This window comes from Yoonia sp. 67-2, from assembly GCF_035117555.1.
Taxonomy (GTDB): domain Bacteria; phylum Pseudomonadota; class Alphaproteobacteria; order Rhodobacterales; family Rhodobacteraceae; genus Yoonia.
Genome location: NZ_JAYKPK010000004.1, coordinates 268,647 through 293,960 on the forward strand (window position 1 = coordinate 268,647; position 25,314 = coordinate 293,960).

Below are 25,314 nucleotides of genomic sequence, written 5' to 3' on the forward strand. Positions count from 1 at the left end.
GCATTAAGGATAAGACCATGGGACCAGATCAGGCGCAGGTGATCGCATTGCAGGCTTTGGGCTGGATGGCCGGGCAGGATGACATCTGCACCACCTTTCTGGGGGCCAGCGGCGCGTCAGTCGATGATCTGCGCGACCGTGCGGCGGAACCGGCGTTTCAGGCCGCCGTGCTGGATTTCATCACCATGGACGACAATTGGGTCATGGCTTTCTGCGATGCACAGGGGCTGGCCTATGATCTGCCGTTGCGCGCCCGCTATGCGCTGCCCGGTGCCGAACAGGTGCATTGGACCTGACGCCTTGACATGGTCCTGCCACTCGGGTCCGGTGCGGCAAGTTTCAAAAGGATCAATCCCGTGATTTCAGGCATCATCTTCGATAAAGACGGCACTTTGTTCGACTTCAACGCGACCTGGGGCGCCTGGACCCGCGCCATGCTGATCAGCGAGGCGGGCGATGACCCGATCCTGTGCGAAAGGCTTGCCGCCGTGCTGGGTTATGACATGGAAAACGCAAGATTCTTTCCCGGCAGTATCGTCATCGCCTCGACCGTGGATGATGTCGCCGATGCGATCCTTGCTGTCGTGCCTGCGACTGACAAAGATGCCTTGCTTGCGCGGATGAATGCTGGGTCTGCCAAGGTTGATCAGGTCGAGGCTGTGCCGCTGCGCGCCTATATCGCACAATTGCGGGCCTTGGGGCTGACCTTGGGTGTCGTGACCAACGATGCCGAAGGTCCTGCGCTGCGCCATCTGGACAAGGCAGGGATCCGGGCCGATTTCAATTTTATTGCAGGCTATGACAGCGGTTATGGTGCAAAACCCGCGCCGGGTCAGTTGCATGGCTTTTGCCGCGCGACAGGTCTGGCACCGGACGCTTGTGTCATGGTCGGCGACAGCACGCATGATCTGCATGCGGGCCGCGCTGCGGGAATGATGACGATCGGGGTTCTGACTGGCCCAGCGCCGCGCGAGGAACTCGATGGGCTGGCCGATGTTGTTCTGCCGACAATCGCGGATATTCCGGGCTGGTTGCAGCGGGAAAGGCTGATCGTCGTTTGAAATGACGCGCCGCGCGGTGATCGCGGCGCGCCCTGCCGGACTTATGCGTCGCCGAGGCAGGCGGTAAACTCATCCGCCAAGCGCCGCAGCATCGCCTCATAAAGATCCGGCCCACCGTCCAGACCCGCGCCGATCCCATCGATCTGCGCTGTGCGTGCGCCGGTGCTTTCGGTCACGACTGTCGCCCAGCGATCCCCGATTTCGGCATCGCTGAACACACAGACGATCTCGCTTTCTGCCATCTGATCCCGCAGGCTCGCGATCTGGGCGGGGCCGGGCGTGCGGGCATCAATGCCCGAGATCGCCCCTGCGGCGGTCAGGCCATAGCGGGTCTCAAAATACTGATAGCCATCATGCGGCAGGACATAGGCCCGACCGGCGAGAGGTGCCAATTGCGCGGCAAGCTCCGTGTCCAGTGCTGCCAGACGCGTGATGGCGGCATCGGCATTGCTGGCATAGGTTGCGCCATTGTCCGGATCAGCAGCGCTGAGCTGATCGGCTATAGCCGCGACCCAGACCTGTGCAATGCTGGGATCGAGCCAGGCATGCGGGTCAAAATCACCATGGTCATGATCATGATCGTCATGCGCATGGTCGTCATGGTCATCATGACCGTGGTCATCGTGATCAGCGTGGTCGTGATCATGCTCATGGTCGTCGTGTTCATGTTCATCATGGTCGTGGCCATGCTCTTCCGCAGCGGCCAAAGTGAACGTCTGCATATCGCGGACCGGCAGAGCGTCCCATCCTGCGGCGTCCAGCAGGGTCAGTTGTGTTGCTTGCGGGGCCAAAGTCGCGATCATATCGGTCAACCATGGCGTCAGGCTCGGGCCGGTCCAGATCAGCAGATCGGTCGCGCCCAGATTTCCCGCATCGCTCGGCGTCAGCGCGAAATCATGTGGATCGGCACCGGGGGGCAGCAGCACATCAGGCGTGCCCAGATCACCCATGACCTGCGCGGTCAGGCTGTGAATGGGTGCGAAATCGGTCATCACCTGTGGCACCTCGGCAAAGGCAGTGACGGGGGCAAGCGCGCAAAGCGAAAGTAAACGAATCATGGCAGGGTCCTTGTGGTGATTTCTGCGGGATGCTATATTTGATATGTTATATCATAACAAGGCATCCCATGTCCAAAGATCCGATGGCTTTCGCCCGTCACGACCACAGCACCTGTATCCATGACGCTTTGGCCGCCGCCGATGCGGCCTGTGCCTTGCGCAAAGTGCAGATGACGCCGACCCGCCGCCGCGTGCTGGAAATCCTGCTTGAAAGCCATGCGGCACTTGGTGCCTATGATGTGCTGGCGCGGCTGGATGCCGAAGGGCTGGGGTCCAAACCCCCCGTCGCCTATCGCGCGCTCAGTTTTCTCGTCGAACAAGGCTTCGTCCACCGGATCGAGCGGCTCAATGCCTTCATCGCCTGCGCCCATCCCGGTGCGACACATGACCCGGCCTTCATGATCTGCCGCAAATGCGGCACCGTGGCCGAGGCGCAGGGCAGTTCGCGCGCGTTGGCGCAGGCGGCGGCGGACAACGGATTTCAGGTCGAACAGACCGTGATCGAGGCGGAAGGCATTTGCCCCGCCTGCCAGCCCGGTGCGCCTGCATGAGCCTAATCGACGCCGCGCAGATTGATTTTGCCCATGGTGGCCAGCGGGTGCTGCAGAATGTCAGCATGTCGCTGGACGCAGGCGAGATTGTCACGATTGTCGGGCCGAACGGGTCCGGCAAATCCACCTTGCTGCGCCTGCTGATCGGCGCTTTGCAGCCGCAAAAGGGCCGTGTCACCCGCAAGCCCGGCCTGCGCATCGGCTATGTGCCGCAGAAGCTGCATATCGATCCGACCCTGCCGATCACCGTGGCACGGTTTCTGAACCTGCCCAAACCGGTACCAGCGGCGGCGGCGCAAGACGCCTTGCGCGCGGCAGGCGTGGCCGGGTTGGACCATCAGCAAATGTCGCAGCTGTCCGGCGGGCAGTTCCAGCGTGTGCTTTTGGCGCGCGCGATCCTCGCCAAACCTGATGTGCTGATGCTCGATGAGGCAACGCAGGGCCTCGACCAGCCCGGTTCTGCCTCATTTTACCGCCAGATCGCCGCTGTGCGCCAAGACCTCGGCTGTGCGGTGCTGATGGTCAGCCATGAATTGCATGTGGTGATGAGCGCGTCAGACAGGGTGATCTGCCTGAACGGTCATATCTGCTGCGAAGGCACGCCAGAGGTGGTCTCTGCCGCGCCCGCCTATCGCGAATTGTTCGGCACGGGGACTGGCGGCGCATTGGCGCTTTATCGTCATGACCACGATCATGGCCACGATCACCATCATGAGGCGGCGGAATAATGCTGGATGATTTCCTGATCCGTGCGGCATTGGCCGCCGTCGGCACCGCTGTCGCGGCGGGGCTCTTGGGCTGTTTCGTCGTCTGGCGGCGGATGGCCTATTTCGGCGATGCCACCGCCCATGCCGCCATTCTGGGCGTGGCGATGGCGCTGCTGTTCGGCACATCGATCACGCTGGGGGTCGCGGTTGTCGCACTCCTGATGGCGGTGCTGATCCATGGTTTGAGCGGGCAGGGCATCGCGGTCGATACGATCCTTGGCGTCCTGGCGCATGGTGCGCTGGCGCTGGGGCTGGTGGCTGTAACACTGGTGCCGGGACAACGCATTGATCTGGATGCCTATCTGTTCGGTGATGTGCTGAGCGTTACCCGGCAAGATCTGGCACTGATCTGGGGTGGCGGTGCCGTTCTGATCAGCGTGCTCTGGTGGCAATGGTCCGCGATGCTGACCGCGACGCTGAACCCTGATCTGGCCTTTGCCGCCGGGATCAACCCGCGACGTCAGCAATTGATCCTGACGGTGCTGGTCGCCGCTGTGGTTGCCGTCGCAATCAAGGTGGTGGGCGCCTTGCTGATCACCGCCTTGCTGATCATCCCTGCCGCTGCGGCGCGCAGTTTTGCCAGCACCCCGGAACGGATGGCGTTTTTCGCGATGGGGATCGGCGCTTTGTCGGCGCTGGGCGGGCTGCGGCTGGCGGTGATCTTTGACACGCAGGTCGGGCCGTCGATCATCTGCGTGGCTGTTGCGATCTTTACGATCAGCATGATCGGGCGGTCTGTGCCGCGATTGCGGGTTTAAAAGATTCTATGCGCGCCGCGCGGGGATATTTAGGCTCGGAAGATGCGGTCACTGGTCGAGCCAGATCGTGACCGGCCCGTCATTGATCAGCGCGACCTGCATATCCGCGCCGAACGATCCGGTGGCCGTCGGGATGCCCAAGGCGCTGATGTCACTGATAAACTGCTCATAAAGCGCGCGGCCTTGGTCGGGGCTGGCGGCGGCGGAGAAACCGGGGCGGTTGCCGCGCGATGTATCGGCGGCCAGCGTGAACTGGCTGACGATCAGGGCCGATCCGCCGGTGTCGCGCAACGAGAGGTTCATCTTGCCCGCCTCATCCTTGAAGATGCGCAGCTTGGCGATCTTGGCGGCGAGGGTTGCGGATTTTGTCGCGTCATCGCCCGCCATGGCGCAGATGAGGATCAGCAGGCCTTGGCCGATTTCACCGATCACCGCGCCATCGACGCTGACGCTGGCTTGGCTGACGCGCTGGATCAGCGCTCTCATAATTCCGCCGCCCAAGGCGGGTTCGCACCGGCGCGGCTGACCGTGATTGCCGCGACTTTCGCGCCAAAGGCGGCAGCGCGGGTCAGGGCAGTGCGATCCGCGCTGGCGATGGCGGTTTTGGTCAGCAGGCCTTGGGCATGCAGATCAGCCAGAAACCCGGCGCTGAATGTGTCGCCGGCACCCACGGTATCAACGACCTCTGCCTTGACGGCGGCAACGTCAAACATCGCATCTTCCGTCACGACCGTCACCCCATCCGCGCCGCGTGTCAGCAGGACGACCGCAGCGCCGGTTTGCGCGCGCAGGGCTGTGGCATCATCAGTGCCGGTAATCCATGCCAGATCCTCGTCCGAGATCTTGATGATATCGGCCACGCCCAGCATCCGGATCAGCCGGGCGCGATAGGCGGCTTCATCCTTGACGAAACCGGGGCGGATATTGGGGTCAATCATGGTGACGGCGCGCGGTGCTTCGCGCAGCATCAGCGCCTCATAGGCGGCAGCGCAGGGGTCTACGACCAAGGAAATACCGCCGAAAAACAGCGCATCGGCGCTGGTGGCGGGCAGGTCGGCAGGGGTCAACATCCGACCTGCGGTGTTTTCATCGTAGAAAGCGTAGGAGGCCTGACCATTGGTTAGCGTCACAAAGGCGAGCGTCGTGGGCCTGTCGCTGATCGCTGCCGGGCTGGCATCGACGCCAGAGGCGCGTAATTGATCCTGCAGGATCGCGCCGAAAAGATCCGACGACAGGCCCGAGAAGAACTGCACCGGCGCGCCCAATCGCCCTAAGGCTATGGCGGTGTTGAACACAGCACCCCCGGCATGCGGGGCGAAACAGCCCTCTTCCGCAGCCTGACGCGGCAGCATGTCGATCAAGGCTTCACCACAGCATAGGATCATCGCTTCTCTCTCCCTGTTATTGGGTGTTAGCGATAACGAAACCCACGCCCAGTGCCAAGATCAGACCGACGATGACGGCAAAGGCAATCTTCCACGCGGAATAGGGCCGTTCGCCCTGCACCCGCCCGGTGCGGCCATTGACCACGAATTGATAGCTTTCGCCGCGATATTTATAGGCGGCCAGCCAGACCGGCAGCAGGATATGTTTGAACGTCACATCGCTGATCTGGGTCTGGATCTGTCCGATCCTTTGGTCATCGCCGCCGATATCATATTTCACATCGCGCGCGATCATCCGGTCCATATAGGCGCGGGCCTCGGTGAAGCCATCCTCCAGCGCGATCTGATAGCCTTCGGCGCGGAACCCGGCGAGGTAATCGGGCTTATACGGCTCCAAGGCGCTGAGGTCCCAGGGTTCCAGCCCGTCGGTATGTTTCTTGGGCAGGGATTTTGACGCCAGCACCAGCACATCGTCGAAGAACCGCGCGACCTGACCGGACACCGACCGCCAGCGGGTTTTGCGCACCCGCACCTGCGTGGTCTTGCCGTTGCGGACCACGGTTTGGGTGACGTAGTAATAGGTGCCGCGCTGGCCGGTGTATCTGCTTTCCGTCTCGGCATCGAATGTCCAATAGGGGACATAGATCCCGTTCATCTTGCGACCCTTGCGCGCATAATCCTTCAACCCGTTGGGCGCAAACCACAGGCTGCCCAGCCAATCGTTCATCGCCTGATGCGCTGTCGGCTCATCCAAGGCGAAGGGTAACAAGCCGCCGGGTTTGATATGCCGATGCGTGCCGGTATCGCTGACAACCGGGCTGGCGCAGAACGGGCATTGGGTAGCATGGATGTCAGGGTCGAATTCAAACTGCGCACCGCAGCTTTCACAAGACACGGTGCGGGTGATTTCGATATCCGCCTCTGGCAGGCGCTGTTCGATCGCGCGGCGGAAGTCGAGTTCCTTGATACTTCCCGCAGCAACGGCACTTTGCGGCATGTCCTGCGTATTGCCGCAATGGCCGCAGACCAGTTGATTGCGTTGCGGATCAAACCGCATATTCGCCCCGCAGCTGTCGCAGGGAAAACGGTGATCGACGGGTTCGGCTGTGTCTGTCTGGGTCATAATATCTTATGCATGAAACGCGGCAACATCATCCGCAGGGCATTGTCGTAGAGCACATTATGCCGCCAGAAATGAAACAGCCCGTGAAAGGTCGCTGCGAAAAGCAGCACCAAAAGGCTGTTCCATGCGAGATCGAGGCTGACCCAACCCATCAAGGCGGCGGCATTGACCGCGATACTTCCTGCCAGCACGGCATACATGCCCCGGTGCATCCAAGGATAGGCCTGCCGCCATGCGCCTTGCAGTTTCGGCCCCGGCTTGCCCAGCATGCCTTTTGCAGCGGTCATGCCCAGCCACAGCGCACCAGCGGCGACGAAGGCAAGGCGCAGGATTTCATTGGCTGTTCCGCCCTTGATCATCGCCAGAAGCATCATGAACAGTGACCAATGCAGGAAAATTGTCAGGCGGCGCTGGGTCATACGCCGGGCGGGGGCGGTGGCATCACGGTGAACAGATGTGCAAGCTCGGTCACATCCTCGGCCGCCATCCAGCCATCCTGCCCTTGCGTCCAGACCATGCTGGCGCGGGTCAATGTGCCGTCGCTGACCTTGCGGCCCATTGAGGCCTTGGAAAACGGGCCGCTGACTTGTCCGCCTTCGGCAATGTGCCAGACATGTTCGACCGGCGGCGGGGGTGGCGGCGCGGCTGCGGCCTGCGGCTGCGCGACAGGCCCCCAAGGCCCCATCGTGTTGCCCATCTGCATCCCCAGACCGGCGCCCATGCCCATGCCCATTGCCTGACCTGCGGCAGAGCCTTCTGCCGCCATCGCCTCGGCGGCTTTATACTTCAGATGTTCATCCAGATTGCCCGCGATCCCGCGTGACGTTCGGGTATCCAGCGCCTTTTCCACCGCAGGCGGCAGGCTGATGTTTTCAACGTAAAGCTCCGGCAGTGACAACCCGTAATTCTTCAGCGTTGGGTCAATCGCATCGGCGACAAGCTTGCCCAGATCGGCGGTGTTGGCCGCCATATCCAGCGCCGGAATGCCCGATGCGGCCAACGCGCGGCTGAATTCCTGCACGATGATGTTGCGGATCTGGTAGCTGATTTCATCCATCGCGAAATCACCATCGGTGCCAACGATTTCACGGAGAAATACCGCAGGGTCCGTCACCCGCACCGTATAGGTGCCGAAAGCGCGCAAACGGGTCGGGCCAAATTCTGGGTCGCGCAGCATGATCGGGTTCTTGGTGCCCCATTTTAGGTTGCCGAACCTTGTCGTGTTGACGAAGTAAACTTCCGATTTGAACGGGCTTTTGAACCCGTGATCCCAGTGCTGCAGAGAGGTCATGATCGGCATGTTGTTGGTTTCCAGCATGTAAAGGCCGGGGGTGAAGACATCCGCCAATTGCCCTTCATGCACGAAAACCGCTGCCTGCCCTTCGCGGACCGTCAGCTTGGCGCCATATTTGATCTCATGCCCTTCACGCTCAAAGCGCCAGACCATCGTGTCGCGGGTATTGTCGGTCCAGTGGATGACGTCGATGAACTGGCCGGAGAGGAAATCGAATATGGACATAGGCAGTCTCCCTTATGGGTGGTCACTTAGCTGGGGCCGGGCGTGATCAATTCCCGCGCGATCTGGCGGACGATGGGTTCGGCGGTGGTGGCATCCATGCCGGTTTGCAGGCGTGGGTCGTAAAGCATGCGCAAGAGTAATTCATCATGCTTTGTCAGCAAGGCGAATTCCTCGCTGTCGTTAAAGATCGACGGTCGCGCGGCATCGCTGTCATTGCCCAGACCCATGCCTTGGGCGAGCTCTTCATGGATGCAGGCGGCGCGGATCAGATTGGGATGTTCGGCGCGGATCACCACGACGGCCTGCGCATAGGCGGATCGCCCCGGTTCAAACACACTGGCGACAAGGCACAGCTGATCGCGGGGCAGCGTCACAATACCGCGCAAGCTCGCCTCGGAGATATTGGGCACCAAAGCGCGCAGGCGGCTTGCGGCCCCGCGTCGGTCATCCTCATCCAGAAACAGCACGTGGAAATTGGGGTTCTGATCGCTGCGTGTGATCGGCACGCCGCTCAGCCGCGAAAGACGCGCGGCAAAGGCGCTGACAGAGGTGCGGTCCTGATCGCGCTGGGCCAAGGGCACCGAATCGCTGAAACTGATGTTCATACGGATCGGTTTTTCCCAGCGGTGCAGGCTGGATTGGCTGGAGTGCGGCACCTGAAAATCGCTATTGTCAGCGTATTCGGTGGTCAAGGCGATCTGCATGAAATTGCGCGCCAGCATCGTATCGGTAAATGGCGTATCCGCCGCACCGCCATCGCCGCGCAACAGGTTCTGCATCAGCATCTGATTTTGCAGCCGGGCATAAAACGCGGAGAGATCACGGCTGGCCGCGCTGGGCTCGGCCACCACAGGCAGATCGGGCGCAGCAGGCACAGCACTGACCACAGGTGCCACGGCGACCGCAGGCGGTGATGCCGTCTCGCACCCCGCCAACAGACCTGCCATCACGGCAAGCGCCACAAATAGCGGCGATTGTCGCGCCATTTGCTGTCCTATTCGATGCCTGCGGCGGTGCCGATCACATCGCCCGACCCGGATTTGCGCGCGCGGGCAGAGGCCAGCGTCTGCTTGAGTTCGGATTCCATCTTTTGCATCTCGACCTCGGCTTCGGCGCGCTTGCGCTTGCCTTCATCGGCGATCTCAAGGCTTTCGTTGATCGTGGCGATCAGATTGTCATTGGCGGCTTTCACCGCGTTGATATCAAACACACCGCGCTCCATTTCGGTGCGGATCACCTTGTTGGCGTCACGCAGGTTCTGCGCATTGGCGGTCAGCAATTCATTGGTCAGATCGGTGGCAGAGCGCACAGCCTGTGCCGCCTCGGATGAGCGTTGGATCGTTACCGCCTGCGCCAATTGGGTTTCCCAAAGCGGCACAGTATTGACCAAGGTCGAATTGATCTTGGTCACCAAAGATTTGTCATTTTCCTGCACCAGCCGGATCGATGGCAGCGATTGCATCGTCACCTGACGGGTCAGCTTCAGATCATGCACCCGGCGTTCCAGATCATCGCGGGCAGAGCGGATATCGCGCAATTCCTGCGCTTTCATCAGGGCTGCATCCTCGGCGGCAGATTCGACCTCGGCCTCTTTTGCCGGGATGATGGTGGTGTCGAGTTCGGCGATCTTCGCCTCACCTGCAGCGATATAAAGCCCCAGTTCATTGTAGAATTGAAGCGTTTTTTCATACAGCATATCAAGGCTTTCGATATCCTTGAGCAGCACATGTTCATGTTTCAGCAGATCATCGGTGATCTTGTCGATCTGGCCTTGCACCTCTTCAAAGCGCGCGGTGAATTTGGCGATAGGGGCGGCACGGCCGATCAGCTTTTCCCACCAGCTGCGCTCGCGGCGCACGTCGAGTTCGGAGACTGAGAAGCCCCGGATCGTCGTGACCATATTGCGCAGGCTGTCACCGGCGGGGCCGACATCCTTGTTGCGCACACCGGCCAGCATGCTTTGGCTGATCTGTTGCAGATCGGCCTGGGCCGAAGACCCGAAAGACACGATGGAATTGGTATCGCCGATATTGATCTCGGCCATCCGCCGGGTGATTTCAGCGCTGGTCGGCGCATCGGCAGATGCCAAGGGGACCAAGTCACGCGCAGGGTCGGGCAGCACGACCTGGGTTACTTTTTCGACCTCGGCCAGCGCATTGGCGGCTTTTTGACGGGTAGCTTCAGACATCAGTCGTTCCCTTTCATTTTCAAACTCACACCTTCGCGCTGCAACCGATCCCGCAGCACGTTAATCTCGATATCCATATCAGAACGATCTTCCAGCAGCATCTTTTCGGTGCGCGCGGCAAAGTTTTCTTCCAGATCGTCCAAAAGCGCCTCATATTTGGCGCGGGCTTCGGCATCACCCGCGCGTCCATAAAGCTCGACGAATTTCGTCGTCGCATCGCGCGCGCCCATCAGATAAACGCCCAGATAACGGCGGATCCCGGACAGATCGCGCGGGTCTTGTTCCACGGTCACGATCATCCGTCGCGCCACGCGCTGAAACCCTGATACACGTTCGATCAGGCGACGGTCCTTGAGGCTGGCAATCTCTGCCGCCATCCGGGTCAAATGCGCCTCGGCCTCATCCACCACACGCGCCACACGGTCCTGCTGGAAGCGGTCAAGGCCCGCGACTTTCTTGTCGCTCAACGGGTCAATGCCAAAGGCCGCGCTATGCAATGCCAAAGCGGCTACTCCATAAAGGGCAGAACCTACCAGCCCGCTCTCGCCGGTATAGGCCGCGATCGCGACACCAATGCCGGTCAGCACAGAGGCCAGCATCTTGCGCGGCAGGGCCGGGCGGCGCGCGACTTTGCGCGCATCATAGGCCGCCTCGGCGCGCAGACCTTCCTGTAACATCCAGGCCGCCAAAGTCAGCACGCCCGCCCCGGCCAATGCGGTGACCAGAACCTGCGGCCCGGAACTGAGCGAGGTGAAGACCAGCACGACACCCGGCATATAAAGCACGCGCCCGCGCGATCCCGCTTTCTTGATCTGCACCGGATCAACGGCTGCATCGCGCGGGTCGCTGGCTGCGCCGCCGGGACTGAATTTACCGCCAAATTTGCGCGCCATCAGGACGCCCCAAGCCAGCCGGTGGTCACACCGAACATCAAGATAATCAACACAGTATAGGAAATCCGTCGAAAGGGGGCAGGCATCGTCTCATGTTCCTTTTCCGCAGCAGGGCCGGTGATCGCGCGCAATGTACCCATAACAGCCAGAACCCCGACTGCGATGACAGAAATAAACATCACCAGCAGGATGATACGCAACATGGGTGCGGGCCTTTCGCGTTTGGTCCCCCGTCAGATAAGAACCATGGCAAGCATTTGCGAGAGTTTTGCAACAAAACCCTGCAAGAAAGGATCAGCCGGGGCGCTTTTTGCCCGCAACGGGGCGGTTGACCGGCATGCGCACGCGGGTCGGGCCGGGTTTGGCCGTATCCTTGCCCAGATCCTTATCCGTCAGGCCCAATTGGTCGCGCACGACGCGGCCTTTGACCTCTTCCACCGCACCCTGTTCCAGATTACCCAGTTGGAATGGGCCGTAACTGACGCGGATCAGCCGGTTGACGGTGACGCCAATCGCTTCCATCGCGCGGCGGATCTCGCGGTTTTTGCCTTCGCGCAGGCTAACGGTCAGCCAGGCGTTTGCCCCTTGCTGGCGGTCAAAGGTCACGATCATCGGCTGATATCGCAGCCCGTCCACGGTAATCCCGGCGCGTAGCTGATCCAAGCGCGCCTCGCTGACCGATCCGTTGATCCGCACGCGGTAGCGGCGCAGCCAGCCTGTGCTGGGCAGTTCCAGCCGCCGCTTGACGCCGCCGTCATTGGTCAAAAGCAACAGACCTTCGGAATTGAGGTCGAGACGCCCGACCGACATCACCCTTGGCATATCTTCGGGAAGCGATGCAAAAACCGTCGGACGATCTTTCTCATCGCGTTCGGTCGTCACCAAGCCGGCAGGCTTGTGATAAAGCCAGATCCGTGGTGGTTCGGGTGCGCGCACGGCCTTGCCGTCGACGACGATGCGGTCAGATTCGGTCACATTCAGCGCGGGGCTGGTAATGACTTTGCCGTTCACGCTGACGCGGCCTTCGCTAATCATGCGTTCGGCATCACGGCGGCTCGCGATACCAGCGCGCGACAGGACTTTGGCGATCCGGTCGCCGGGGGAGGGTTCATTGCTCATGCCTGCTGCCATAGCGCCTTTGATCCGCCCTTGCCAGAGATAGCGCGCGCGTTGCATCACAGCGCTATGGTTTTTCGTTCACATATGGATATCGCCTTGGGCGAGGCGCGCGCCGCTGCCGACAGGGGCGAGGTGCCCGTCGGTGCCGTGATCATCCGCGACGGCCACGTCGTCGCGCAGGCCGGCAACCGCACGCGAGAGCTGAACGACCCCACCGCCCATGCCGAGATGTTGGCGATCCGCGCCGCCTGCGCCACCCTTGGGCAGGAACGGCTGACCGGCTGCGATCTCTATGTGACCTTAGAGCCTTGCCCGATGTGCGCCGCCGCGATCAGCAATGCCCGCATCGCGCGGCTCTACTACGGTGCCGCTGACCCCAAATCGGGCGGCGTGGCGCAAGGCCCGCGCATCTACAGCCATCCGCAATGTCATCACAGGCCCGAGGTTTATGACGGCATCCACGCCAGTGCCGCCGAACAGCTGTTACGCGATTTCTTTACGCATCGGCGCTAGCTTCTGCATCTTCCGAGTATAAATATCCCCGCCGGAGGCATAAGAGTTTTTCGCCCGATCACCGAAAGGCACACCCATGGACTGGAACAGCCCCATCAACGCCTATTGCGAACGCCTGGACCCCAGTTTCTGGTCCGAGCCGATCAATGCCATCACCAACCTCGCCTTCATCATTGCCGCCATCTGGGTCTGGCCGCGCAGCAAGGGCTTGCCACTGGCGCAGGCGCTGACCGCAATCCTGTTCATCATCGGCGTCGGCAGCTTCCTGTTCCACACTTTCGCCACGCCTTGGGCGGCGCTGATGGATGTGGCCCCCATCGGGGCTTTCATCCTGCTCTACCTTTTCGCCGTGCATCGCGACATCATCGGGCTGGGGTTCTGGAAGGCCTTGGCGGCAACAACCTTGTTCTTTCCTTTCGCCGCAATAGTCGTGCCGGTGATCAACTGGCTGCCGTTCGTCGGCATCTCGGGCTTCTATTGGACCGTTCCGATCCTGCTCACAGGCTACGGTCTGGCCCTGCACAACAAACCCGGCATCCGCCAGGGTTTCCTGACAGGTGCCGCCATCCTCGGCCTTTCGATCACCGCGCGGTCGCTGGATGAAACGCTGTGCAATGCCCTGCCCATCGGCACGCATTTCCTCTGGCATGTCCTGAACGGCGTGATGCTGGGTTACATGATCATTGTTTACTGCCGCCATATGCTTGCGGGTGGCGCAAGGGGGCGCTAAACGCAAACCGCAGATGAACCGGAGAAGCGCCCATGTCGATTGATACCGAAACCGCCCGCCGCGTGGCGAAACTCGCCCGCATCGCCGTGCCGGAAGAGGCGCTGCCTGCGCTCGCGGGTGAATTCAACGCGATCCTTGGGTTCATCGAACAATTGAACGAAGTCGATGTGGATGGTGTGGAACCGATGACATCCGTCACGCCGCAGCGCCTGAAACGCCGCGTTGATGTGGTGACGGATGGTAATCAACAGGCCGCCGTTCTGAAAAATGCGCCCGATGCGCGCGAAGGGTTTTTTGCCGTGCCAAAGGTGGTTGAATAATGTCCGATCTGACCAAACTGACCATCGCCGGTGCCCGTGACGCCATGCGCAAAGGCGACACGACCAGCGCAGAGATCACCCAAGCCTGCCTGACCGCCATCGACGGTGCGGACGCCTTGAACGCTTTCGTGCATAAAACGCCCGAGATCGCGCTGGCGCAGGCACAGGCCGCTGATGCGCGGATCAAATCCGGCGATGCGCCCGCGATGTGCGGCATCCCTTTGGGGATCAAGGACCTGTTTTGCACCAAAGGCGTGCCGTCGCAGGCCGCGTCGCGCATTCTGGAAGGCTTCAAGCCGGAATACGAATCCACCGTCACCAGCCAATTGTTCGACGCCGGTGCGGTGATGCTGGGTAAGCTGAACATGGACGAATTCGCCATGGGCTCGTCCAACGAAACCTCCGTCTATGGCAATGCGATCAATCCGTGGAAAGTCGATGACCGCGATTTGACCCCCGGCGGGTCATCCGGCGGGTCCGCCAGCGCTGTCGCCGCCGACCTTTGCCTTGCCGCGACCGGTACCGATACCGGCGGGTCGATCCGCCAGCCTGCCGCTTTCACCGGTATCACCGGGCTGAAGCCCACCTATGGCCGCGTGTCGCGCTGGGGCGTTGTGGCGTTCGCCTCCTCGCTCGATCAGGCGGGGCCGATGACCAAGGACGTGCGCGATGCCGCGATCATGTTGCAGGCGATGTGCGGGCATGACCCCAAGGACAGCACCAGCGCCGATCTTGCCGTGCCGGATTTCGAGGCTGCTTTGACCGGCGATATCCGGGGCAAGACCATCGGTATCCCGCGAGAATATAGTCTGGACGGGATGCCCGCCGAGATTGCGAAACTCTGGGATGATGGCACCGCGATGCTGCGCGATGCAGGCGCAAAGATCGTTGATATCTCGCTGCCTCATACCAAATACGCGCTGCCTGCTTATTATGTGATCGCGCCCGCTGAGGCATCGTCGAACCTCGCGCGCTATGACGGTGTGCGTTTCGGCCACCGGGCGAAACTGAACGCAGGTGACGGCATCACCCAGATGTATGAAAACACCCGCGCCGAAGGCTTCGGGTCCGAGGTGCTGCGCCGCGTCATGGTCGGGACCTATGTGCTGTCGGCGGGTTTCTACGACGCCTATTACAACCGCGCGCGCAAGGTGCGGACATTGATCAAGAAAGACTTCGACGATGCTTTCGCCGCCGGTGTCGATGCGATCCTGACGCCTGCGACGCCGTCCGCTGCCTTTGGTATCGGCGAAATGGCGGATGCCGATCCGATCAAGATGTATCTCAACGATGTGTTCACGGTCACTGTGAACCTCGCCGGATTGCCCGGCATCGCGGTGCCGACCGGGCGCGATGCGCAGGGTCTGCCTTTGGGGCTGCAATTGATCGGCAGACCTTGGGAAGAAGCGGAATTGTTGAATGTTGCCTATAGCCTTGAAACCGCGGCTGGCTTTGTAGCCAAGCCTGCAAAGTGGTGGTAGTTTCCACTAAAATGAATGTCAGTCAGATGGATAAGCTGCGAATGAAAAATAGGCTGATGATATTGGTGGGTGCGCTCGCCCTTGCGGCTTGCGCGCCGAATTATGGCAATCAGCCGCGCGGGGTCGGATTCGACGACCGCTCGTCCTTTGAGATTGAGCGCGCCCGGCGTGAGGCCGCTTTGGCTGGCAATGCCAACACCTTCACCCCGCCGCCGATGGTGCAATCGGGCCCGATTGGCGGCGCGATCCCGGCCAGCGATCTGGCCGCTGCAGGGATCGGCGGCAGCGGGGCGATGACGCAGCCGATGGGTGCCGCCCCCGCACCTGTCCGCAGCAATACCGGCATTTCCGATGAACAAAGCTTTGACGCGGTGTCCGAGCGGGAAACCATCGAAAGCGATGCGCAACGCCGCGCCGCAGCAATTGCGGCACAAGAGCAGATTGCGCCGCAGCCTTTGCCGCAGCGCCCGGTCGATACTGGCCCCAATATCGTCGAATATGCCCTGAACGCCCCCAATGTGCGCGGGCAGGAATGGTATAGCCGGTCCTTGCTGTCCGGAGAGCGGCGGTTCCAGCGCAATTGCGCCGCCTATGCCACCGCCGATGACGCACAGCGCGATTTTCTCGCACGCGGCGGGCCAGAGCGTGACCGTCTGGGTATCGACCCTGATGGCGACGGCTTCGCCTGCGGCTGGGATCCAGCCCCTTATCAACGGGCCGTGCGCAACTGATCCTGACAACACGACCTTCGCCGAACCACGGGCCGCGCCGCAATGACGCGCGGCCTGATATGGTGGTGATCCATTATACCGCGATGGCCTCGGCACAGGCCGCCTGTGACACTTTGTGCAACCCTGTCAAACAAGTCTCTGCCCATTATGTCATCGCTGAAGATGGCAGCGTTACAGCATTGGTGCCTGAAGACCTGCGCGCATGGCATGCAGGTGTCGGGCGCTGGGGATCTGTGACCGATGTGAACAGCCATTCCATCGGGATTGAGCTGGCCAATAACGGCACCAGCCCCTTTGCCGCCCCTTTGATGGACACGCTCTGCGATTTGCTGGCGGGGATCATGGACCGTTGGGATATCCGCCCGGAACGGGTGATCGGCCATTCCGATATGGCACCGGGGCGCAAGATCGATCCGGGTCCGCGCTTTGACTGGCGCAGGCTGGCGTTGCAGGGGCTTTCCGTCTGGCCAGAAACGGGTGAGGCTGACCCGGACGATTTCGCCACGATGATGCGCGCCTTCGGCTATACCGCCACCGATGATCCCGATCTGCTGCTGGACATCTTCCGCCTGCGGTTCCGTCCTTGGGCGCAGGGACCGCTGGATCGCACCGACGCAGGGCTGATCAGCGACCTTGCCCGCCGTTTCCCCGTTGACGGCGGCCCGCCCGCGGCCTAACCCCAGTTCTGCGCGGATGGCTGGATGGCTGCGGGCCTGTCATGGGTTCGAGGAAAGTCCGGACTCCACAAAGCACGGTGCCGGGTAACGCCCGGCGGGGGCAACCCCAGGGAAAGCGCCACAGAGAACAGACTACCCTCTACACGGGGGAAAAGGTGAAACGGTGGGGTAAGAGCCCACCGCGCGATGGGCAACCAGAGCGGCAAGGCAAGCCCCACCGGGAGCAATGCCAAATAGGGACCGCGTGCGGTGTTGATCCTGCAAAGGATATCAGCCGCAGGGAGGCTCGAACCCGAGCGGTCCGGGTTGGCAGCTAGAGGGCGTCTGGCAACAGGCGCTCCAGATGAATGGTCATCCAGGGTGGTTCGCCACCTGGACAGAATCCGGCTTATAGGCCATCCGCGCAAATGAACCAGGGCCCGCACTGACTGATTGCACTGCGCCCGCGCGAGCTTTAGCTGTTGTGGCGACAACAGCGCAAAGGCAGCATTATGGGCGAATATCACCTCAAAGCGGACCACATCATCGCGGATGAACAATCCTTGCGTGCCTTGTTTCCACCTGTTCATGCGCTGGCCAAGCTCAAAAGCCTGCCTGCGCTGGATGATCACGCACGTGCCTTCATCCGGCGCGCGCCGTTTGTCTGTATTGGGACTCAGGGCGCTGACGGCACCGCTGATGTCAGTCCGCGCGGTGACCCGGCGGGTTTCGTCGCGGTGCTGGATGATCAGACGCTGGCGATCCCGGACCGGCCGGGGAACAACCGGCTGGATAGTTTGTCCAATATTATTGCCAACCCGCATGTCGGGCTGCTGTTCATGATCCCCGGCTTTGACGAGACGTTGCGGGTCAATGGACTGGCGGCCCTTGTCACCGACCCTGATGTGCTCGATCAATTACGCGTGCATGACCGCGCGCCCCGGCTGGCGATCGTTATCCGCGTGAATGAGGTATTCCTGCATTGCGCCAAGGCGTTCCGTCGCTCGCGCCTTTGGGACCCTGCGGCGCATCAGGACCGGGCAGAGATGCCGTCACTGATGCAGATCCTGCTCGACCAGACCATCGGCGCGCCGCAGGACGCGGGTGAGATGCGCAAATTGGATGATAATCTGGAACAGGGGTATAAGGATTCGATGTATTGAGGCAGGCGGCGGGCTGAAAGCCCGCCCTACGGCGCTGCGTAGGTCGGGGTTCACCCCGACTTCCGGCACGGCGGGGTAAACCCCGCCCTCCGATCACGCACCGCAACCAATCAGCGTCGTGCCATGCTGTGCCTCATCCGCCCTTTCGCAATCCAGCGAGGCATGGGCGATCCCGAAGCTTTGGCGCAGCATCGTCTTGATCTCGGCCTTGATGGTCGCGTAATTGTCCCATTCCGCCGCAGTCACAACCACATGGCAATCCAGCGCCGGGCTGTTCTCCTGCATCTGCCACAGATGCACGTGATGGACATCCGCCACCCCCGGCACCGCGCGCAATGCAGCGATCACTTCGCTGCTGTCGATCCCGTCCGGCGCGCCCAGCATCAGGGTGCGGATCGGCTTGCCGATCTCGGCAAAGGACAGCCACAGGATATAGACCGCGATCCCGATGGTGATCACCGGATCGACCCAGCGCATGTCGTATAGGATGATCAGCGTGCCGCCCACCATCACCGCGACGGACCCGAGCGCATCGGACAGGTTATGCAGAAACAAGGCGCGCATATTGACGCTGCCCTTCTGCATCGACCAGATCAGCAAAGCCGTCAGCGCGTCGATGATCAGGGCCACGCCCGCGACGATGACGACGATCCAGCCACCGACCTCTGGCGGGTCGATCAGGCGCATCCCGCCTTCATAGACCAAAAACAACCCGATCAGGATCAGTGTGGTGTAATTGATGAGTGCGGCCACCACCTCGACCCGCGCATAACCGAATGTCATGCGGTCATCGGCGGGGCGGCGGGCAATCTTGCGCGCGCCAAAGGCAATGACCAGCGCGGCCATATCGGACAGGTTGTGCAAGGCGTCAGCGATCAGCGCCAGACTGCCCGACATGATCCCGCCCGCGATCTGCGCGATGGTCAGTAGCCCATTGGCCCAGATCGCGAGCGATACGCGGCGATCACCCGAGGCCGGGTCCAGATGAGCGTGGCCATGGCCGTGATCGTGACTATGGCCGTGATGATCATGCGGCATGGGGCACCTCCGCTGTGTCAGCTGTAAGAGCAGAGGGGAGGGGGGAGAGTAGGTTCAACATTTTATCCTCGAATCAGTACGAGGATCTGTATAATTGCTACAGTGACTATAGCTTCAAGCGGTTTATGCGCCGATCTGCTGATGATCGGTCAGACATTCCGCATGATCGCGCAACACCTCCAGCACCCGGCATTCGGCGCTGTGCCCGCCTTTGCATTCATGCACCATCCGCGCGAGTTCTGTCCGCAGCGCGTCAAGCCGCACCATGCGCTGTTCGACCTGCCGCAATTGCCGGGCCGCGATGGCATCCGCATCGGCACAGGGCCGGTTGGGATGATCCGACAGGTCCAGCAATTCGCGGATCGCCTCCAGCGCAAAGCCCAGTTGCCGTGCATGCCGGATAAAGGCCAGCCGGTCGAGCTGCGCCAGATCATATCGCCGCTGCCCGCCCGCGCTGCGGCCCGGTTCCGGCATCAGCCCGATTTGTTCGTAATAGCGGATCGTCTGGACCTTTGTGCCGGTCCGTTTGGCCAGTGATCCGATGGTCAGCAAGGCGGTCTCCTGTCAAAGCTACAACGATTTTAGCATTGGCGGTTTATGCGGGCAAGCCGGTCGTTTTGTCGAATACCTGTCAGTAAAGGCGGGCTGACGCCCGCCCGACAGGTGCCGGATGTCAGTGACCTGCAACTTCGCCGCAACAATTCCCCCTTTGCGGTTGACTCGGGGCTGCTTCGCGGTAAAAGGCAGCTTCAACGATATCACCGTGGGCCCAGCCCCGCGAAGCCGGAGAAGTGAAACATGGCGAAGCCAACCACGATCAAAATCCGCCTGAACTCCACCGCGGGGACCGGGCATTTCTACGTGACCAAGAAAAACGCACGCACAATGACCGAAAAAATGGCGATCAAGAAATATGATCCCGTTGTGCGCAAGCATGTCGAATATAAGGAAGGCAAGATCAAGTAAGTGATCTTGACCCTTTCCAGGACAGTGAAAAGGCCGCGCATCAGCGCGGCCTTTTGCGTTTGTGGGGGTGGCTCTTCGCAACACTCAAGCCGCTGGTTTAGGCAATAAAAAAGGGGCCGGTGTTGCCACCAGCCCCCTATTCCTATCGGTCAGAGAGATCTTATTCGCGGTTGCCGAACAGCTGCAGCAGGAACATGAACATATTGATGAAGTTCAGGTAGAGGCTCAGCGCGCCCATGATGGCAGATTTGCCCAGCCATTCGCTGTCACCCTGTGCGGCATGAGCGATGTAGTCGGATTTGATCCGCTGCGTGTCATAGGCGGTCAGACCTGCGAAGATCAGCACACCCAAGGCCGAGATCGCGAACATGATCGCTGGCGATTGCAGGAAGATATTGACGATCATCGCCACGACCAGACCGATCACGCCCATGACAAGGAAAGTGCCCCAGCCCGACAGGTCTTTCTTGGTCGTATAGCCATAAAGGCTCAGACCCGCGAAAGCGATTGAGGTGATCAGAAAGATCTGCGCGATCGACATGCCGGTGAACGCAACGAAGATCCAGGCCAGCGACAGGCCCATGACAGCGGCGAAGGCGTAAAAGAACGTCTGTGCCGCAGCAGCCGAGAAACGGTTGATCATCGCGCCGAAGCCGAAGATCATCGCCAGCGGTGCGAACATCACTATCCAGCCCAGGATGTTGGGCTGCAATGTGATCGGGTCACGGAACACCGCCAGCAGGCCGGGCGCTGTGCCCACAGCCCAAGCGACGGCGAATGTGATCAGCATGCCCACGGACATTGTGCCGTAGACCTTGTTCATATGGGCGCGCAAACCTGCGTCGATATTGGCCGTGCGGACCCCACCGGCCGTGCGAATTGTCTCGTATTGAGCCATGATTTCCTCCAGTTAAAACGTTGGCGCCACAAAGCGGCATCCTTGTCTTGCATATTGGCAGGCCGGGCCCAGGATTCAAGGCTTTCCGGGGCTGTGCGGGATATTTACGCAGCTTTTGCGCCCGAATGTCGCAGCAATGTCATTTCGCCGCTACATCCGCCAATGGCGCGGCACATCCCACAGCGGTTTTTCTGCCTCGGCTGCCGCTTGTTGTTGGGTGATGCCGATGTCGTCCAGCAGATGCGGATCAAGATCCTGCAGGCGGCGGCGTTGCCGGGTCAGGGTCAGGGCGTGCATGATCAGCGATACCAATGACAGCCGCTTTGGTGACGGCGTGATCGCGCAGGAATGAGTGTCGGTCGTCATAATATCGTCTTTCGTGATGGATGGTGATGGTTTCATCTACAGGCTTGATATTTACGCCCGGTTTTTACATTATGAAAATGAATGTTTGATGAATGAAGTATCAGGATTATTGATATGGCGCGCAATCTCGACCTGACCGCCTTGCGGTCCTTTGTGGCCGTCGCCGATACCGGCGGCGTGACCCGCGCGGCGGGGCTGTTGCATCTGACGCAATCGGCGGTGTCGATGCAGCTTAAGCGGTTGGAAGAATCGCTTGATGCGCAATTGCTGGACCGCTCATCGCGGACCATCGCACTGACAACGCAGGGTGAACATCTGCTCAGCTATGCCCGGCGCATGCTGATGCTGAATGATGAAATCTATGGCAAGCTGAGTTCGACCGTTTATGAAGGCGAAGTCACTTTAGGCGTGCCGCATGACATCATCTATCCGGTGATCCCGCAGGTGCTGCGACGCTTTGCGGCCTGCTATCCCCGGATGCGGGTGCAACTGGCATCTTCTTTCACCAGTCAATTGCTGGAGGATTTCCGGCGCGGCGCGCTCGACATGATCCTGACGACCGAAGACAGCGTGGGGCAGGGCGGTGAAACCCTGACCGCAATCCCGCTGGTCTGGCTGGGCGCGCCGGGCGGGCAGGTCTGGAAACAGCGCCCGTTACGGCTGGCATTCGAGCATCGCTGCATTTTCCGCAAATTCGTGCAGCGGCGGTTGGATGAGGCTGGCATCGCTTGGGAAATGGCGGTGGAAAGCCATTCCAGCCGCACGATCGAAGCCTCTGTCAGTGCCGATCTGGCGGTTCATACGATGCTGGCCGGGGCAGAGCCGCGGCATTTTGAACGGATCAACCATGGCGGGGCTTTGCCGGATCTGCGTGACTTCAACATTAACCTGTATCACGCCGATCTGGACGACAGCCCGGTGATCGCCGATCTGGCCGGGTTCATTCGTAACGGGTTTTATGCGCAGGGCGCGCCGGTCACGGCACAATAACAACCTTGCCGGTGGAGGCACGGCTGCGCATCAGCTCCAACGCCTCATCCGCGCGGTCCAGCGGCAGGACATGGCTGATATGAGGATGCAAGCGCCCCTCGGCCAGCCAGCTCAGCAATTCGGCCAAAGACTCGGACAGAGCTTCGGGCTGGAACTTCAGATAGCCGCCCCAGTAAAACCCCATCACATCGATATTCTTGACCAGCAGGATATTGGCGGGCACCTGCGGGACATCGCCACTGGCAAAGCCGATGACGATCACCCGCGCCTCTGGCCTGCAGGCGCCAAGGGCCGCTTTGAACGCATCCCCCCCGACAGGATCATAGACGACATCCGCGCCGCCAAGGGCTTTGACCGCCGATTTGATATCCTGATCATCGCTGTCGATCAGATGATCCGCGCCCGCTGCGCGGGCCACATCCAGCTTATCTGCACCGCGCGCGACGGCGATCACACGCGCGCCCAGTGCCTTGCCGATTTCGACCGCTGTCAGTCCGACGCCGCCTGCGGCCCCCAGCACCAGCAAGGTTTCACCTTTTTGCAGGCGCGCGCGGCGGGACAGGGCCAGATGTGATGTGCCATAGGCCACCATGAAACCGGCGGCGATTTCATCGCTCATATTGTCAGGGACGGGACGGCATAGGGCGGCGGGGAACACGCCCTGTTCGGCCATACCACCTTTGCCGCCAAACACCGCAACGCGGGTGCCGATGGCGGGGGTTGTCACCCCTTCACCTTGTGCGATGACCGTCCCGCAAACCTCCATCCCGAGGGTGAAGGGCGGGGCAGGGGTGTCTTGATACGCCCCTTTTGCCATCAGCAGATCGGCGAAATTCAGACCACAGGCCGCAATATCCAGCAACACCTCGCCCGGTGCGGGGGCAGGGGCTGCAATCTCGGCCAAAGCGGGGGCTTCGGTATGGGATGTGACCTGAAATGCGCGCATCTGCGGTTCTCCTGCTGTGCAATTATGATCAAAGCTCTACCATTGCGGTGTGGGCAAAGCGACAGCGATCCCACGAAAGTCCTTGAACGACCTGTCTTAAAGGTCAGGATACAGCCTGCAACCGTTGCGTGTCTTATCCATTCGATGGCATGACGTTATCGCAAGTGGAAATAAGCATGAACGCCATGTTCTTCGGTTCCACGGCGTTATGTGATTGGCACGTGTTTTCGGTGCCCTATTTAATTAAGGATAATAAGAATGAAACACCCTGTTGACGTCTATGTTGGAAAACGAATCAGGCACCGCCGCTGGATGAGTGGAACAACACAGCAGCAACTTGCGGAAAAGGTAGGTATTAAGTTTCAGCAGATTCAGAAGTACGAAACCGGGATGAACCGGGTCAGTGCGTCGCGTCTTTGGGATATTGCGAACGTGCTGGGTGTGCCCGTGGCCTTCTTTTTCGAAGGCTATGATGCGCAACCTGCGGAGGAAGCTGTGACCGGCGATATGCCGGGCGATATCCTGACCGATAAAGAAGCCCTGGAATTGTTGCGGTCCTATTATGCGATCCCGGAAAATCAACGTCGCCGCCTGTTTGATCTGGCACGTGTGTTGAGCGAAGCCGCCTAAAGCACCCTTGCCTGCCGATCTGCGCCGCGTTACCGGTTTTCCGGACGCAGCGCAGCAAAGGTGGCACCCGATGGACTTAACATTGCAGGCGGATCTGATCCGCGTCTCCCATCTTTTGGCGGATGCGGCGCGTCCGGTGACGCTGACCCATTTCCGGTCCAGATCTTTGGTGTCTGACAGCAAGGGCGATGCGGGTTTCGACCCGGTGACCATCGCCGACCGTGCGGCCGAACAGGCGATGCGGGATATTCTGGCGTGGGAACGCCCCGATGACGCGATTTTCGGCGAAGAATATGGCAATGCCAGCGGCACAAGCGGCCTGACCTGGGTGCTGGACCCGATTGATGGGACCCGCGGCTATATCAGCGGCACCCCGACCTGGGGCGTGCTGATTGCGGTCGGCGATGCCTCTGGTCCCGTCTACGGGATCATCGACCAGCCCTATATCGGCGAACGTTTCGCGGGTGGCTTCGGGCGCGCCAGTGTGACCGGCCCGATGGGCGCGGCTGATCTGGTTACTCGCGCGCCGCGCGCGCTGAATCAGGCGATTTTGCTGTCGACCTTCCCCGAAATCGGGACGAAGGCCGAAATGGCCGCTTTTCAGGCGGTATCCCGGCAAGTGCGCCTGACCCGCTATGGCATGGATTGCTATGGCTACGCTTTATTGGCCGCCGGACAGGTCGATCTGGTGATCGAGGCCGGGCTGAACGCCTATGACGTGCAAGGCCCGATTGCGGTGATCCAGGCCGCAGGCGGGATCGTCACGAATTGGCAAGGTGGCCCCGTACACGACGGCGGGCAGGTGCTGGCCGCCGCCAATACAGATATTCATGCCGCCGCATTGACTGTGTTGCAAGCGCATCAGTGATACGAAACATTTTTGACCGCCTTTTTCCTGCCTTTGTTTTAATGCACCGTTTAGGTTGTTGTTTGGTGAAGAGTACGGAGTCTTGGTATGATGGTGAAATATGCAGCGCTGGTGTCATGCGCGTTTCTGGCGGCCTGCAGTGCAGGCACCCCGATGCAACCTGTGTCTCCCGTCCTGCGCGAGGTCCCCGCTGATCTAGTCAGCCAAGGGTTCGGCGCGTCGATGCGCGAATTGCGCCTGAGTCAGGGCTTGGCTGGCATGGCGCAGGACCCGAACCTGACCCGCGCCGCCCAGGCCCATGCCGATGATATGGCACAGAACAATTACTTCTCGCATGTAGCCCCGAACGGGCCGAATGGCATCACATTGGAACAGCGGATCGCTTCGGTCGGCTGTCAGCCACGGGTGATGGCGGAAAACATCTCTAAAGGGCAGCAGAGCGAAGAAGAGGTTTTCGCCGCCTGGGCCGCCTCCCCGGCGCACCGTGCCAATATGCTGGGCGTGCGCTTTCGCAGCTATGGGCTGGGCCACTCGGGCGATATCTGGGTGCTGAAACTCGCGGATCAGTGCTAGGGGGCATTATGCCAAGGCCGCGC

General features: G+C 60.8%; 33 protein-coding genes and 1 other RNA gene. 18 read left to right on the forward strand and 16 right to left on the reverse strand.

Annotation, left to right across the window (positions count from 1 at the left end; translation table 11 throughout):
• Positions 1 to 17 precede the first annotated feature (17 nt).
• Complete coding sequence (locus tag VOY09_RS08910; protein ID WP_322893857.1) at positions 18 to 296, forward strand: DUF3572 domain-containing protein; 279 nt, start codon at positions 18 to 20, stop codon at positions 294 to 296.
• Between the two features lie 60 nt (positions 297 to 356).
• Positions 357 to 1,061 carry an HAD family hydrolase gene (locus VOY09_RS08915; RefSeq protein ID WP_322893856.1) on the forward strand — a complete coding sequence of 235 codons (705 nt, stop codon included), beginning with the start codon at positions 357 to 359 and terminating at the stop codon, positions 1,059 to 1,061.
• A 41-nt stretch (positions 1,062 to 1,102) separates the two neighbouring features.
• Here the strand turns inward: VOY09_RS08915 and VOY09_RS08920 are convergent, their stop codons facing one another.
• The gene (locus VOY09_RS08920; RefSeq protein WP_322893855.1) at positions 1,103 to 2,119 is read right to left on the reverse strand and encodes a zinc ABC transporter substrate-binding protein; all 1,017 of its coding nucleotides are present in this window, start codon (positions 2,117 to 2,119) and stop codon (positions 1,103 to 1,105) included.
• A gap of 68 nt (positions 2,120 to 2,187) precedes the next feature.
• Between VOY09_RS08920 and VOY09_RS08925 the strand changes: the two genes are divergently transcribed.
• The 3 genes from VOY09_RS08925 to VOY09_RS08935 are packed head-to-tail and all read left to right on the forward strand — an operon-like array spanning position 2,188 to position 4,195.
• Complete coding sequence (locus tag VOY09_RS08925; RefSeq protein ID WP_322893854.1) at positions 2,188 to 2,670, forward strand: transcriptional repressor; 483 nt, start codon at positions 2,188 to 2,190, stop codon at positions 2,668 to 2,670.
• Positions 2,667 to 3,398 carry a metal ABC transporter ATP-binding protein gene (locus VOY09_RS08930; RefSeq protein WP_322893852.1) on the forward strand — a complete coding sequence of 244 codons (732 nt, stop codon included), beginning with the start codon at positions 2,667 to 2,669 and terminating at the stop codon, positions 3,396 to 3,398. Before VOY09_RS08925 ends, VOY09_RS08930 begins: the two co-directional genes overlap by 4 nt.
• Positions 3,398 to 4,195: a metal ABC transporter permease gene (locus tag VOY09_RS08935; RefSeq protein ID WP_322893851.1), complete on the forward strand. Its 798-nt coding sequence runs from the start codon at positions 3,398 to 3,400 to the stop codon at positions 4,193 to 4,195. Before VOY09_RS08930 ends, VOY09_RS08935 begins: the two co-directional genes overlap by 1 nt.
• Before the next feature lie 48 nt (positions 4,196 to 4,243).
• Here VOY09_RS08935 and dtd read toward each other — a convergent pair whose 3' ends face one another.
• The 10 genes from dtd to VOY09_RS08985 form a co-directional block, all read right to left on the reverse strand.
• Positions 4,244 to 4,681 carry a D-aminoacyl-tRNA deacylase gene (dtd, locus tag VOY09_RS08940; RefSeq protein WP_322893850.1) on the reverse strand — a complete coding sequence of 146 codons (438 nt, stop codon included), beginning with the start codon at positions 4,679 to 4,681 and terminating at the stop codon, positions 4,244 to 4,246.
• Positions 4,678 to 5,580, reverse strand: a complete 903-nt coding sequence (locus tag VOY09_RS08945) for a carbohydrate kinase (protein ID WP_322893849.1) — start codon at positions 5,578 to 5,580, stop codon at positions 4,678 to 4,680. Before VOY09_RS08945 ends, dtd begins: the two co-directional genes overlap by 4 nt.
• 16 nt (positions 5,581 to 5,596) lie before the next feature.
• Positions 5,597 to 6,703 carry a primosomal protein N' (replication factor Y) - superfamily II helicase gene (locus VOY09_RS08950; protein ID WP_322893848.1) on the reverse strand — a complete coding sequence of 369 codons (1,107 nt, stop codon included), beginning with the start codon at positions 6,701 to 6,703 and terminating at the stop codon, positions 5,597 to 5,599.
• Positions 6,700 to 7,077 (reverse strand): hypothetical protein, encoded by a 378-nt coding sequence (locus VOY09_RS08955; RefSeq protein WP_322893847.1) that lies wholly within the window; start codon positions 7,075 to 7,077, stop codon positions 6,700 to 6,702. The genes VOY09_RS08950 and VOY09_RS08955 overlap by 4 nt, the downstream gene beginning before the upstream one ends.
• Before the next feature lie 41 nt (positions 7,078 to 7,118).
• Positions 7,119 to 8,222: an SPFH domain-containing protein gene (locus VOY09_RS08960; RefSeq protein ID WP_322893845.1), complete on the reverse strand. Its 1,104-nt coding sequence runs from the start codon at positions 8,220 to 8,222 to the stop codon at positions 7,119 to 7,121.
• A gap of 26 nt (positions 8,223 to 8,248) precedes the next feature.
• Entirely contained in the window at positions 8,249 to 9,208 is a 960-nt protein-coding gene (locus VOY09_RS08965) for a DUF2927 domain-containing protein (RefSeq protein WP_322893844.1), read from the reverse strand.
• Positions 9,209 to 9,216: 8 nt separating this feature from the next.
• Positions 9,217 to 10,410 (reverse strand): toxic anion resistance protein, encoded by a 1,194-nt coding sequence (locus tag VOY09_RS08970; RefSeq protein ID WP_322893843.1) that lies wholly within the window; start codon positions 10,408 to 10,410, stop codon positions 9,217 to 9,219.
• Entirely contained in the window at positions 10,410 to 11,303 is an 894-nt protein-coding gene (locus tag VOY09_RS08975) for a 5-bromo-4-chloroindolyl phosphate hydrolysis family protein (RefSeq protein WP_322893842.1), read from the reverse strand. The genes VOY09_RS08970 and VOY09_RS08975 overlap by 1 nt, the downstream gene beginning before the upstream one ends.
• Positions 11,303 to 11,506 carry a hypothetical protein gene (locus VOY09_RS08980; RefSeq protein WP_322893841.1) on the reverse strand — a complete coding sequence of 68 codons (204 nt, stop codon included), beginning with the start codon at positions 11,504 to 11,506 and terminating at the stop codon, positions 11,303 to 11,305. Before VOY09_RS08980 ends, VOY09_RS08975 begins: the two co-directional genes overlap by 1 nt.
• A 91-nt stretch (positions 11,507 to 11,597) precedes the next feature.
• The gene (locus VOY09_RS08985) at positions 11,598 to 12,422 is read right to left on the reverse strand and encodes a pseudouridine synthase (RefSeq protein WP_322893839.1); all 825 of its coding nucleotides are present in this window, start codon (positions 12,420 to 12,422) and stop codon (positions 11,598 to 11,600) included.
• Positions 12,423 to 12,488: 66 nt separating this feature from the next.
• Here VOY09_RS08985 and VOY09_RS08990 point away from each other — a divergent pair, with 66 nt between their 5' ends.
• The 8 genes from VOY09_RS08990 to VOY09_RS09025 all read left to right on the forward strand — a co-directional run bounded on the left by VOY09_RS08990 (position 12,489) and on the right by VOY09_RS09025 (position 18,016).
• Positions 12,489 to 12,935, forward strand: coding sequence for a nucleoside deaminase (locus tag VOY09_RS08990; RefSeq protein ID WP_322893838.1), 447 nt, complete (start codon positions 12,489 to 12,491; stop codon positions 12,933 to 12,935).
• A gap of 76 nt (positions 12,936 to 13,011) precedes the next feature.
• Positions 13,012 to 13,665, forward strand: coding sequence for a ceramidase domain-containing protein (locus VOY09_RS08995; protein ID WP_322893837.1), 654 nt, complete (start codon positions 13,012 to 13,014; stop codon positions 13,663 to 13,665).
• A 32-nt stretch (positions 13,666 to 13,697) separates the two neighbouring features.
• The gene (gatC, locus tag VOY09_RS09000) at positions 13,698 to 13,985 is read left to right on the forward strand and encodes an Asp-tRNA(Asn)/Glu-tRNA(Gln) amidotransferase subunit GatC (protein WP_322893836.1); all 288 of its coding nucleotides are present in this window, start codon (positions 13,698 to 13,700) and stop codon (positions 13,983 to 13,985) included.
• Entirely contained in the window at positions 13,985 to 15,466 is a 1,482-nt protein-coding gene (gene gatA / locus VOY09_RS09005; protein ID WP_322893835.1) for an Asp-tRNA(Asn)/Glu-tRNA(Gln) amidotransferase subunit GatA, read from the forward strand. The genes gatC and gatA overlap by 1 nt, the downstream gene beginning before the upstream one ends.
• A gap of 41 nt (positions 15,467 to 15,507) precedes the next feature.
• Complete coding sequence (locus VOY09_RS09010; RefSeq protein ID WP_322893834.1) at positions 15,508 to 16,197, forward strand: hypothetical protein; 690 nt, start codon at positions 15,508 to 15,510, stop codon at positions 16,195 to 16,197.
• A 59-nt stretch (positions 16,198 to 16,256) separates the two neighbouring features.
• Entirely contained in the window at positions 16,257 to 16,874 is a 618-nt protein-coding gene (locus VOY09_RS09015) for an N-acetylmuramoyl-L-alanine amidase (protein WP_322893833.1), read from the forward strand.
• Positions 16,875 to 16,886: 12 nt separating this feature from the next.
• Positions 16,887 to 17,281, forward strand: an RNA gene (gene rnpB / locus VOY09_RS09020) — RNase P RNA component class A.
• 84 nt (positions 17,282 to 17,365) lie between these two features.
• The gene (locus tag VOY09_RS09025) at positions 17,366 to 18,016 is read left to right on the forward strand and encodes a pyridoxamine 5'-phosphate oxidase family protein (RefSeq protein WP_322893832.1); all 651 of its coding nucleotides are present in this window, start codon (positions 17,366 to 17,368) and stop codon (positions 18,014 to 18,016) included.
• Between the two features lie 93 nt (positions 18,017 to 18,109).
• On the opposite strand, the gene VOY09_RS09030 is transcribed toward VOY09_RS09025, so the two are convergent.
• Both VOY09_RS09030 and VOY09_RS09035 read right to left on the reverse strand, forming a co-directional pair.
• Positions 18,110 to 19,054: a cation diffusion facilitator family transporter gene (locus tag VOY09_RS09030; protein ID WP_322893831.1), complete on the reverse strand. Its 945-nt coding sequence runs from the start codon at positions 19,052 to 19,054 to the stop codon at positions 18,110 to 18,112.
• A gap of 123 nt (positions 19,055 to 19,177) precedes the next feature.
• Entirely contained in the window at positions 19,178 to 19,606 is a 429-nt protein-coding gene (locus VOY09_RS09035; RefSeq protein WP_322893830.1) for a helix-turn-helix domain-containing protein, read from the reverse strand.
• 246 nt (positions 19,607 to 19,852) lie between these two features.
• On the opposite strand from VOY09_RS09035, the gene rpmG reads away from it, so the two are divergent.
• On the forward strand, positions 19,853 to 20,020 hold the full coding sequence (rpmG, locus tag VOY09_RS09040) for a 50S ribosomal protein L33 (protein ID WP_007204264.1): 168 nt from the start codon (positions 19,853 to 19,855) through the stop codon (positions 20,018 to 20,020).
• A gap of 160 nt (positions 20,021 to 20,180) precedes the next feature.
• Here rpmG and VOY09_RS09045 read toward each other — a convergent pair whose 3' ends face one another.
• Positions 20,181 to 20,918 (reverse strand): Bax inhibitor-1/YccA family protein, encoded by a 738-nt coding sequence (locus VOY09_RS09045; RefSeq protein ID WP_322893829.1) that lies wholly within the window; start codon positions 20,916 to 20,918, stop codon positions 20,181 to 20,183.
• A gap of 150 nt (positions 20,919 to 21,068) precedes the next feature.
• On the reverse strand, positions 21,069 to 21,284 hold the full coding sequence (locus VOY09_RS09050) for a DUF1127 domain-containing protein (RefSeq protein WP_322893828.1): 216 nt from the start codon (positions 21,282 to 21,284) through the stop codon (positions 21,069 to 21,071).
• 114 nt (positions 21,285 to 21,398) lie between these two features.
• Between VOY09_RS09050 and VOY09_RS09055 the strand changes: the two genes are divergently transcribed.
• Complete coding sequence (locus VOY09_RS09055; protein WP_322893827.1) at positions 21,399 to 22,274, forward strand: LysR family transcriptional regulator; 876 nt, start codon at positions 21,399 to 21,401, stop codon at positions 22,272 to 22,274.
• On the opposite strand, the gene VOY09_RS09060 is transcribed toward VOY09_RS09055, so the two are convergent.
• Complete coding sequence (locus tag VOY09_RS09060; RefSeq protein WP_322893826.1) at positions 22,261 to 23,220, reverse strand: NADPH:quinone oxidoreductase family protein; 960 nt, start codon at positions 23,218 to 23,220, stop codon at positions 22,261 to 22,263. The genes VOY09_RS09055 and VOY09_RS09060 overlap by 14 nt on opposite strands.
• Positions 23,221 to 23,478: 258 nt before the next feature.
• On the opposite strand from VOY09_RS09060, the gene VOY09_RS09065 reads away from it, so the two are divergent.
• The 3 genes from VOY09_RS09065 (at position 23,479) to VOY09_RS09075 (ending at position 25,291) form a co-directional block, all read left to right on the forward strand.
• Positions 23,479 to 23,850 carry a helix-turn-helix domain-containing protein gene (locus VOY09_RS09065; protein ID WP_322893825.1) on the forward strand — a complete coding sequence of 124 codons (372 nt, stop codon included), beginning with the start codon at positions 23,479 to 23,481 and terminating at the stop codon, positions 23,848 to 23,850.
• Between the two features lie 70 nt (positions 23,851 to 23,920).
• A complete protein-coding gene (locus VOY09_RS09070) occupies positions 23,921 to 24,718 on the forward strand; it encodes an inositol monophosphatase family protein (protein ID WP_322893824.1) in 798 nt (265 codons plus the stop codon).
• An 87-nt stretch (positions 24,719 to 24,805) separates the two neighbouring features.
• A complete protein-coding gene (locus tag VOY09_RS09075; RefSeq protein WP_322893823.1) occupies positions 24,806 to 25,291 on the forward strand; it encodes a CAP domain-containing protein in 486 nt (161 codons plus the stop codon).
• The last annotated feature ends 23 nt before the right edge of the window (positions 25,292 to 25,314 follow it).

Coding starts and splice junctions, on each gene's coding strand:
- VOY09_RS08910 (WP_322893857.1), top strand. CDS start 18: ATGGGACCAGATCAGGCGCAGGTGATCGCATTGCAGGCTTTGGGCTGG.
- VOY09_RS08920 (WP_322893855.1), bottom strand. CDS start 2,119: ATGATTCGTTTACTTTCGCTTTGCGCGCTTGCCCCCGTCACTGCCTTT.
- VOY09_RS08925 (WP_322893854.1), top strand. CDS start 2,188: ATGTCCAAAGATCCGATGGCTTTCGCCCGTCACGACCACAGCACCTGT.
- VOY09_RS08930 (WP_322893852.1), top strand. CDS start 2,667: ATGAGCCTAATCGACGCCGCGCAGATTGATTTTGCCCATGGTGGCCAG.
- VOY09_RS08935 (WP_322893851.1), top strand. CDS start 3,398: ATGCTGGATGATTTCCTGATCCGTGCGGCATTGGCCGCCGTCGGCACC.
- dtd (WP_322893850.1), bottom strand. CDS start 4,681: ATGAGAGCGCTGATCCAGCGCGTCAGCCAAGCCAGCGTCAGCGTCGAT.
- VOY09_RS08945 (WP_322893849.1), bottom strand. CDS start 5,580: ATGATCCTATGCTGTGGTGAAGCCTTGATCGACATGCTGCCGCGTCAG.
- VOY09_RS08950 (WP_322893848.1), bottom strand. CDS start 6,703: ATGACCCAGACAGACACAGCCGAACCCGTCGATCACCGTTTTCCCTGC.
- VOY09_RS08955 (WP_322893847.1), bottom strand. CDS start 7,077: ATGATGCTTCTGGCGATGATCAAGGGCGGAACAGCCAATGAAATCCTG.
- VOY09_RS08960 (WP_322893845.1), bottom strand. CDS start 8,222: ATGTCCATATTCGATTTCCTCTCCGGCCAGTTCATCGACGTCATCCAC.
- VOY09_RS08965 (WP_322893844.1), bottom strand. CDS start 9,208: ATGGCGCGACAATCGCCGCTATTTGTGGCGCTTGCCGTGATGGCAGGT.
- VOY09_RS08970 (WP_322893843.1), bottom strand. CDS start 10,410: ATGTCTGAAGCTACCCGTCAAAAAGCCGCCAATGCGCTGGCCGAGGTC.
- VOY09_RS08975 (WP_322893842.1), bottom strand. CDS start 11,303: ATGGCGCGCAAATTTGGCGGTAAATTCAGTCCCGGCGGCGCAGCCAGC.
- VOY09_RS08980 (WP_322893841.1), bottom strand. CDS start 11,506: ATGTTGCGTATCATCCTGCTGGTGATGTTTATTTCTGTCATCGCAGTC.
- VOY09_RS08985 (WP_322893839.1), bottom strand. CDS start 12,422: ATGAGCAATGAACCCTCCCCCGGCGACCGGATCGCCAAAGTCCTGTCG.
- VOY09_RS08990 (WP_322893838.1), top strand. CDS start 12,489: ATGGTTTTTCGTTCACATATGGATATCGCCTTGGGCGAGGCGCGCGCC.
- VOY09_RS08995 (WP_322893837.1), top strand. CDS start 13,012: ATGGACTGGAACAGCCCCATCAACGCCTATTGCGAACGCCTGGACCCC.
- gatC (WP_322893836.1), top strand. CDS start 13,698: ATGTCGATTGATACCGAAACCGCCCGCCGCGTGGCGAAACTCGCCCGC.
- gatA (WP_322893835.1), top strand. CDS start 13,985: ATGTCCGATCTGACCAAACTGACCATCGCCGGTGCCCGTGACGCCATG.
- VOY09_RS09010 (WP_322893834.1), top strand. CDS start 15,508: ATGAAAAATAGGCTGATGATATTGGTGGGTGCGCTCGCCCTTGCGGCT.
- VOY09_RS09015 (WP_322893833.1), top strand. CDS start 16,257: ATGGTGGTGATCCATTATACCGCGATGGCCTCGGCACAGGCCGCCTGT.
- VOY09_RS09025 (WP_322893832.1), top strand. CDS start 17,366: ATGGGCGAATATCACCTCAAAGCGGACCACATCATCGCGGATGAACAA.
- VOY09_RS09030 (WP_322893831.1), bottom strand. CDS start 19,054: ATGCCGCATGATCATCACGGCCATAGTCACGATCACGGCCATGGCCAC.
- rpmG (WP_007204264.1), top strand. CDS start 19,853: ATGGCGAAGCCAACCACGATCAAAATCCGCCTGAACTCCACCGCGGGG.
- VOY09_RS09045 (WP_322893829.1), bottom strand. CDS start 20,918: ATGGCTCAATACGAGACAATTCGCACGGCCGGTGGGGTCCGCACGGCC.
- VOY09_RS09050 (WP_322893828.1), bottom strand. CDS start 21,284: ATGACGACCGACACTCATTCCTGCGCGATCACGCCGTCACCAAAGCGG.
- VOY09_RS09055 (WP_322893827.1), top strand. CDS start 21,399: ATGGCGCGCAATCTCGACCTGACCGCCTTGCGGTCCTTTGTGGCCGTC.
- VOY09_RS09060 (WP_322893826.1), bottom strand. CDS start 23,220: ATGCGCGCATTTCAGGTCACATCCCATACCGAAGCCCCCGCTTTGGCC.
- VOY09_RS09065 (WP_322893825.1), top strand. CDS start 23,479: ATGAAACACCCTGTTGACGTCTATGTTGGAAAACGAATCAGGCACCGC.
- VOY09_RS09070 (WP_322893824.1), top strand. CDS start 23,921: ATGGACTTAACATTGCAGGCGGATCTGATCCGCGTCTCCCATCTTTTG.
- VOY09_RS09075 (WP_322893823.1), top strand. CDS start 24,806: ATGATGGTGAAATATGCAGCGCTGGTGTCATGCGCGTTTCTGGCGGCC.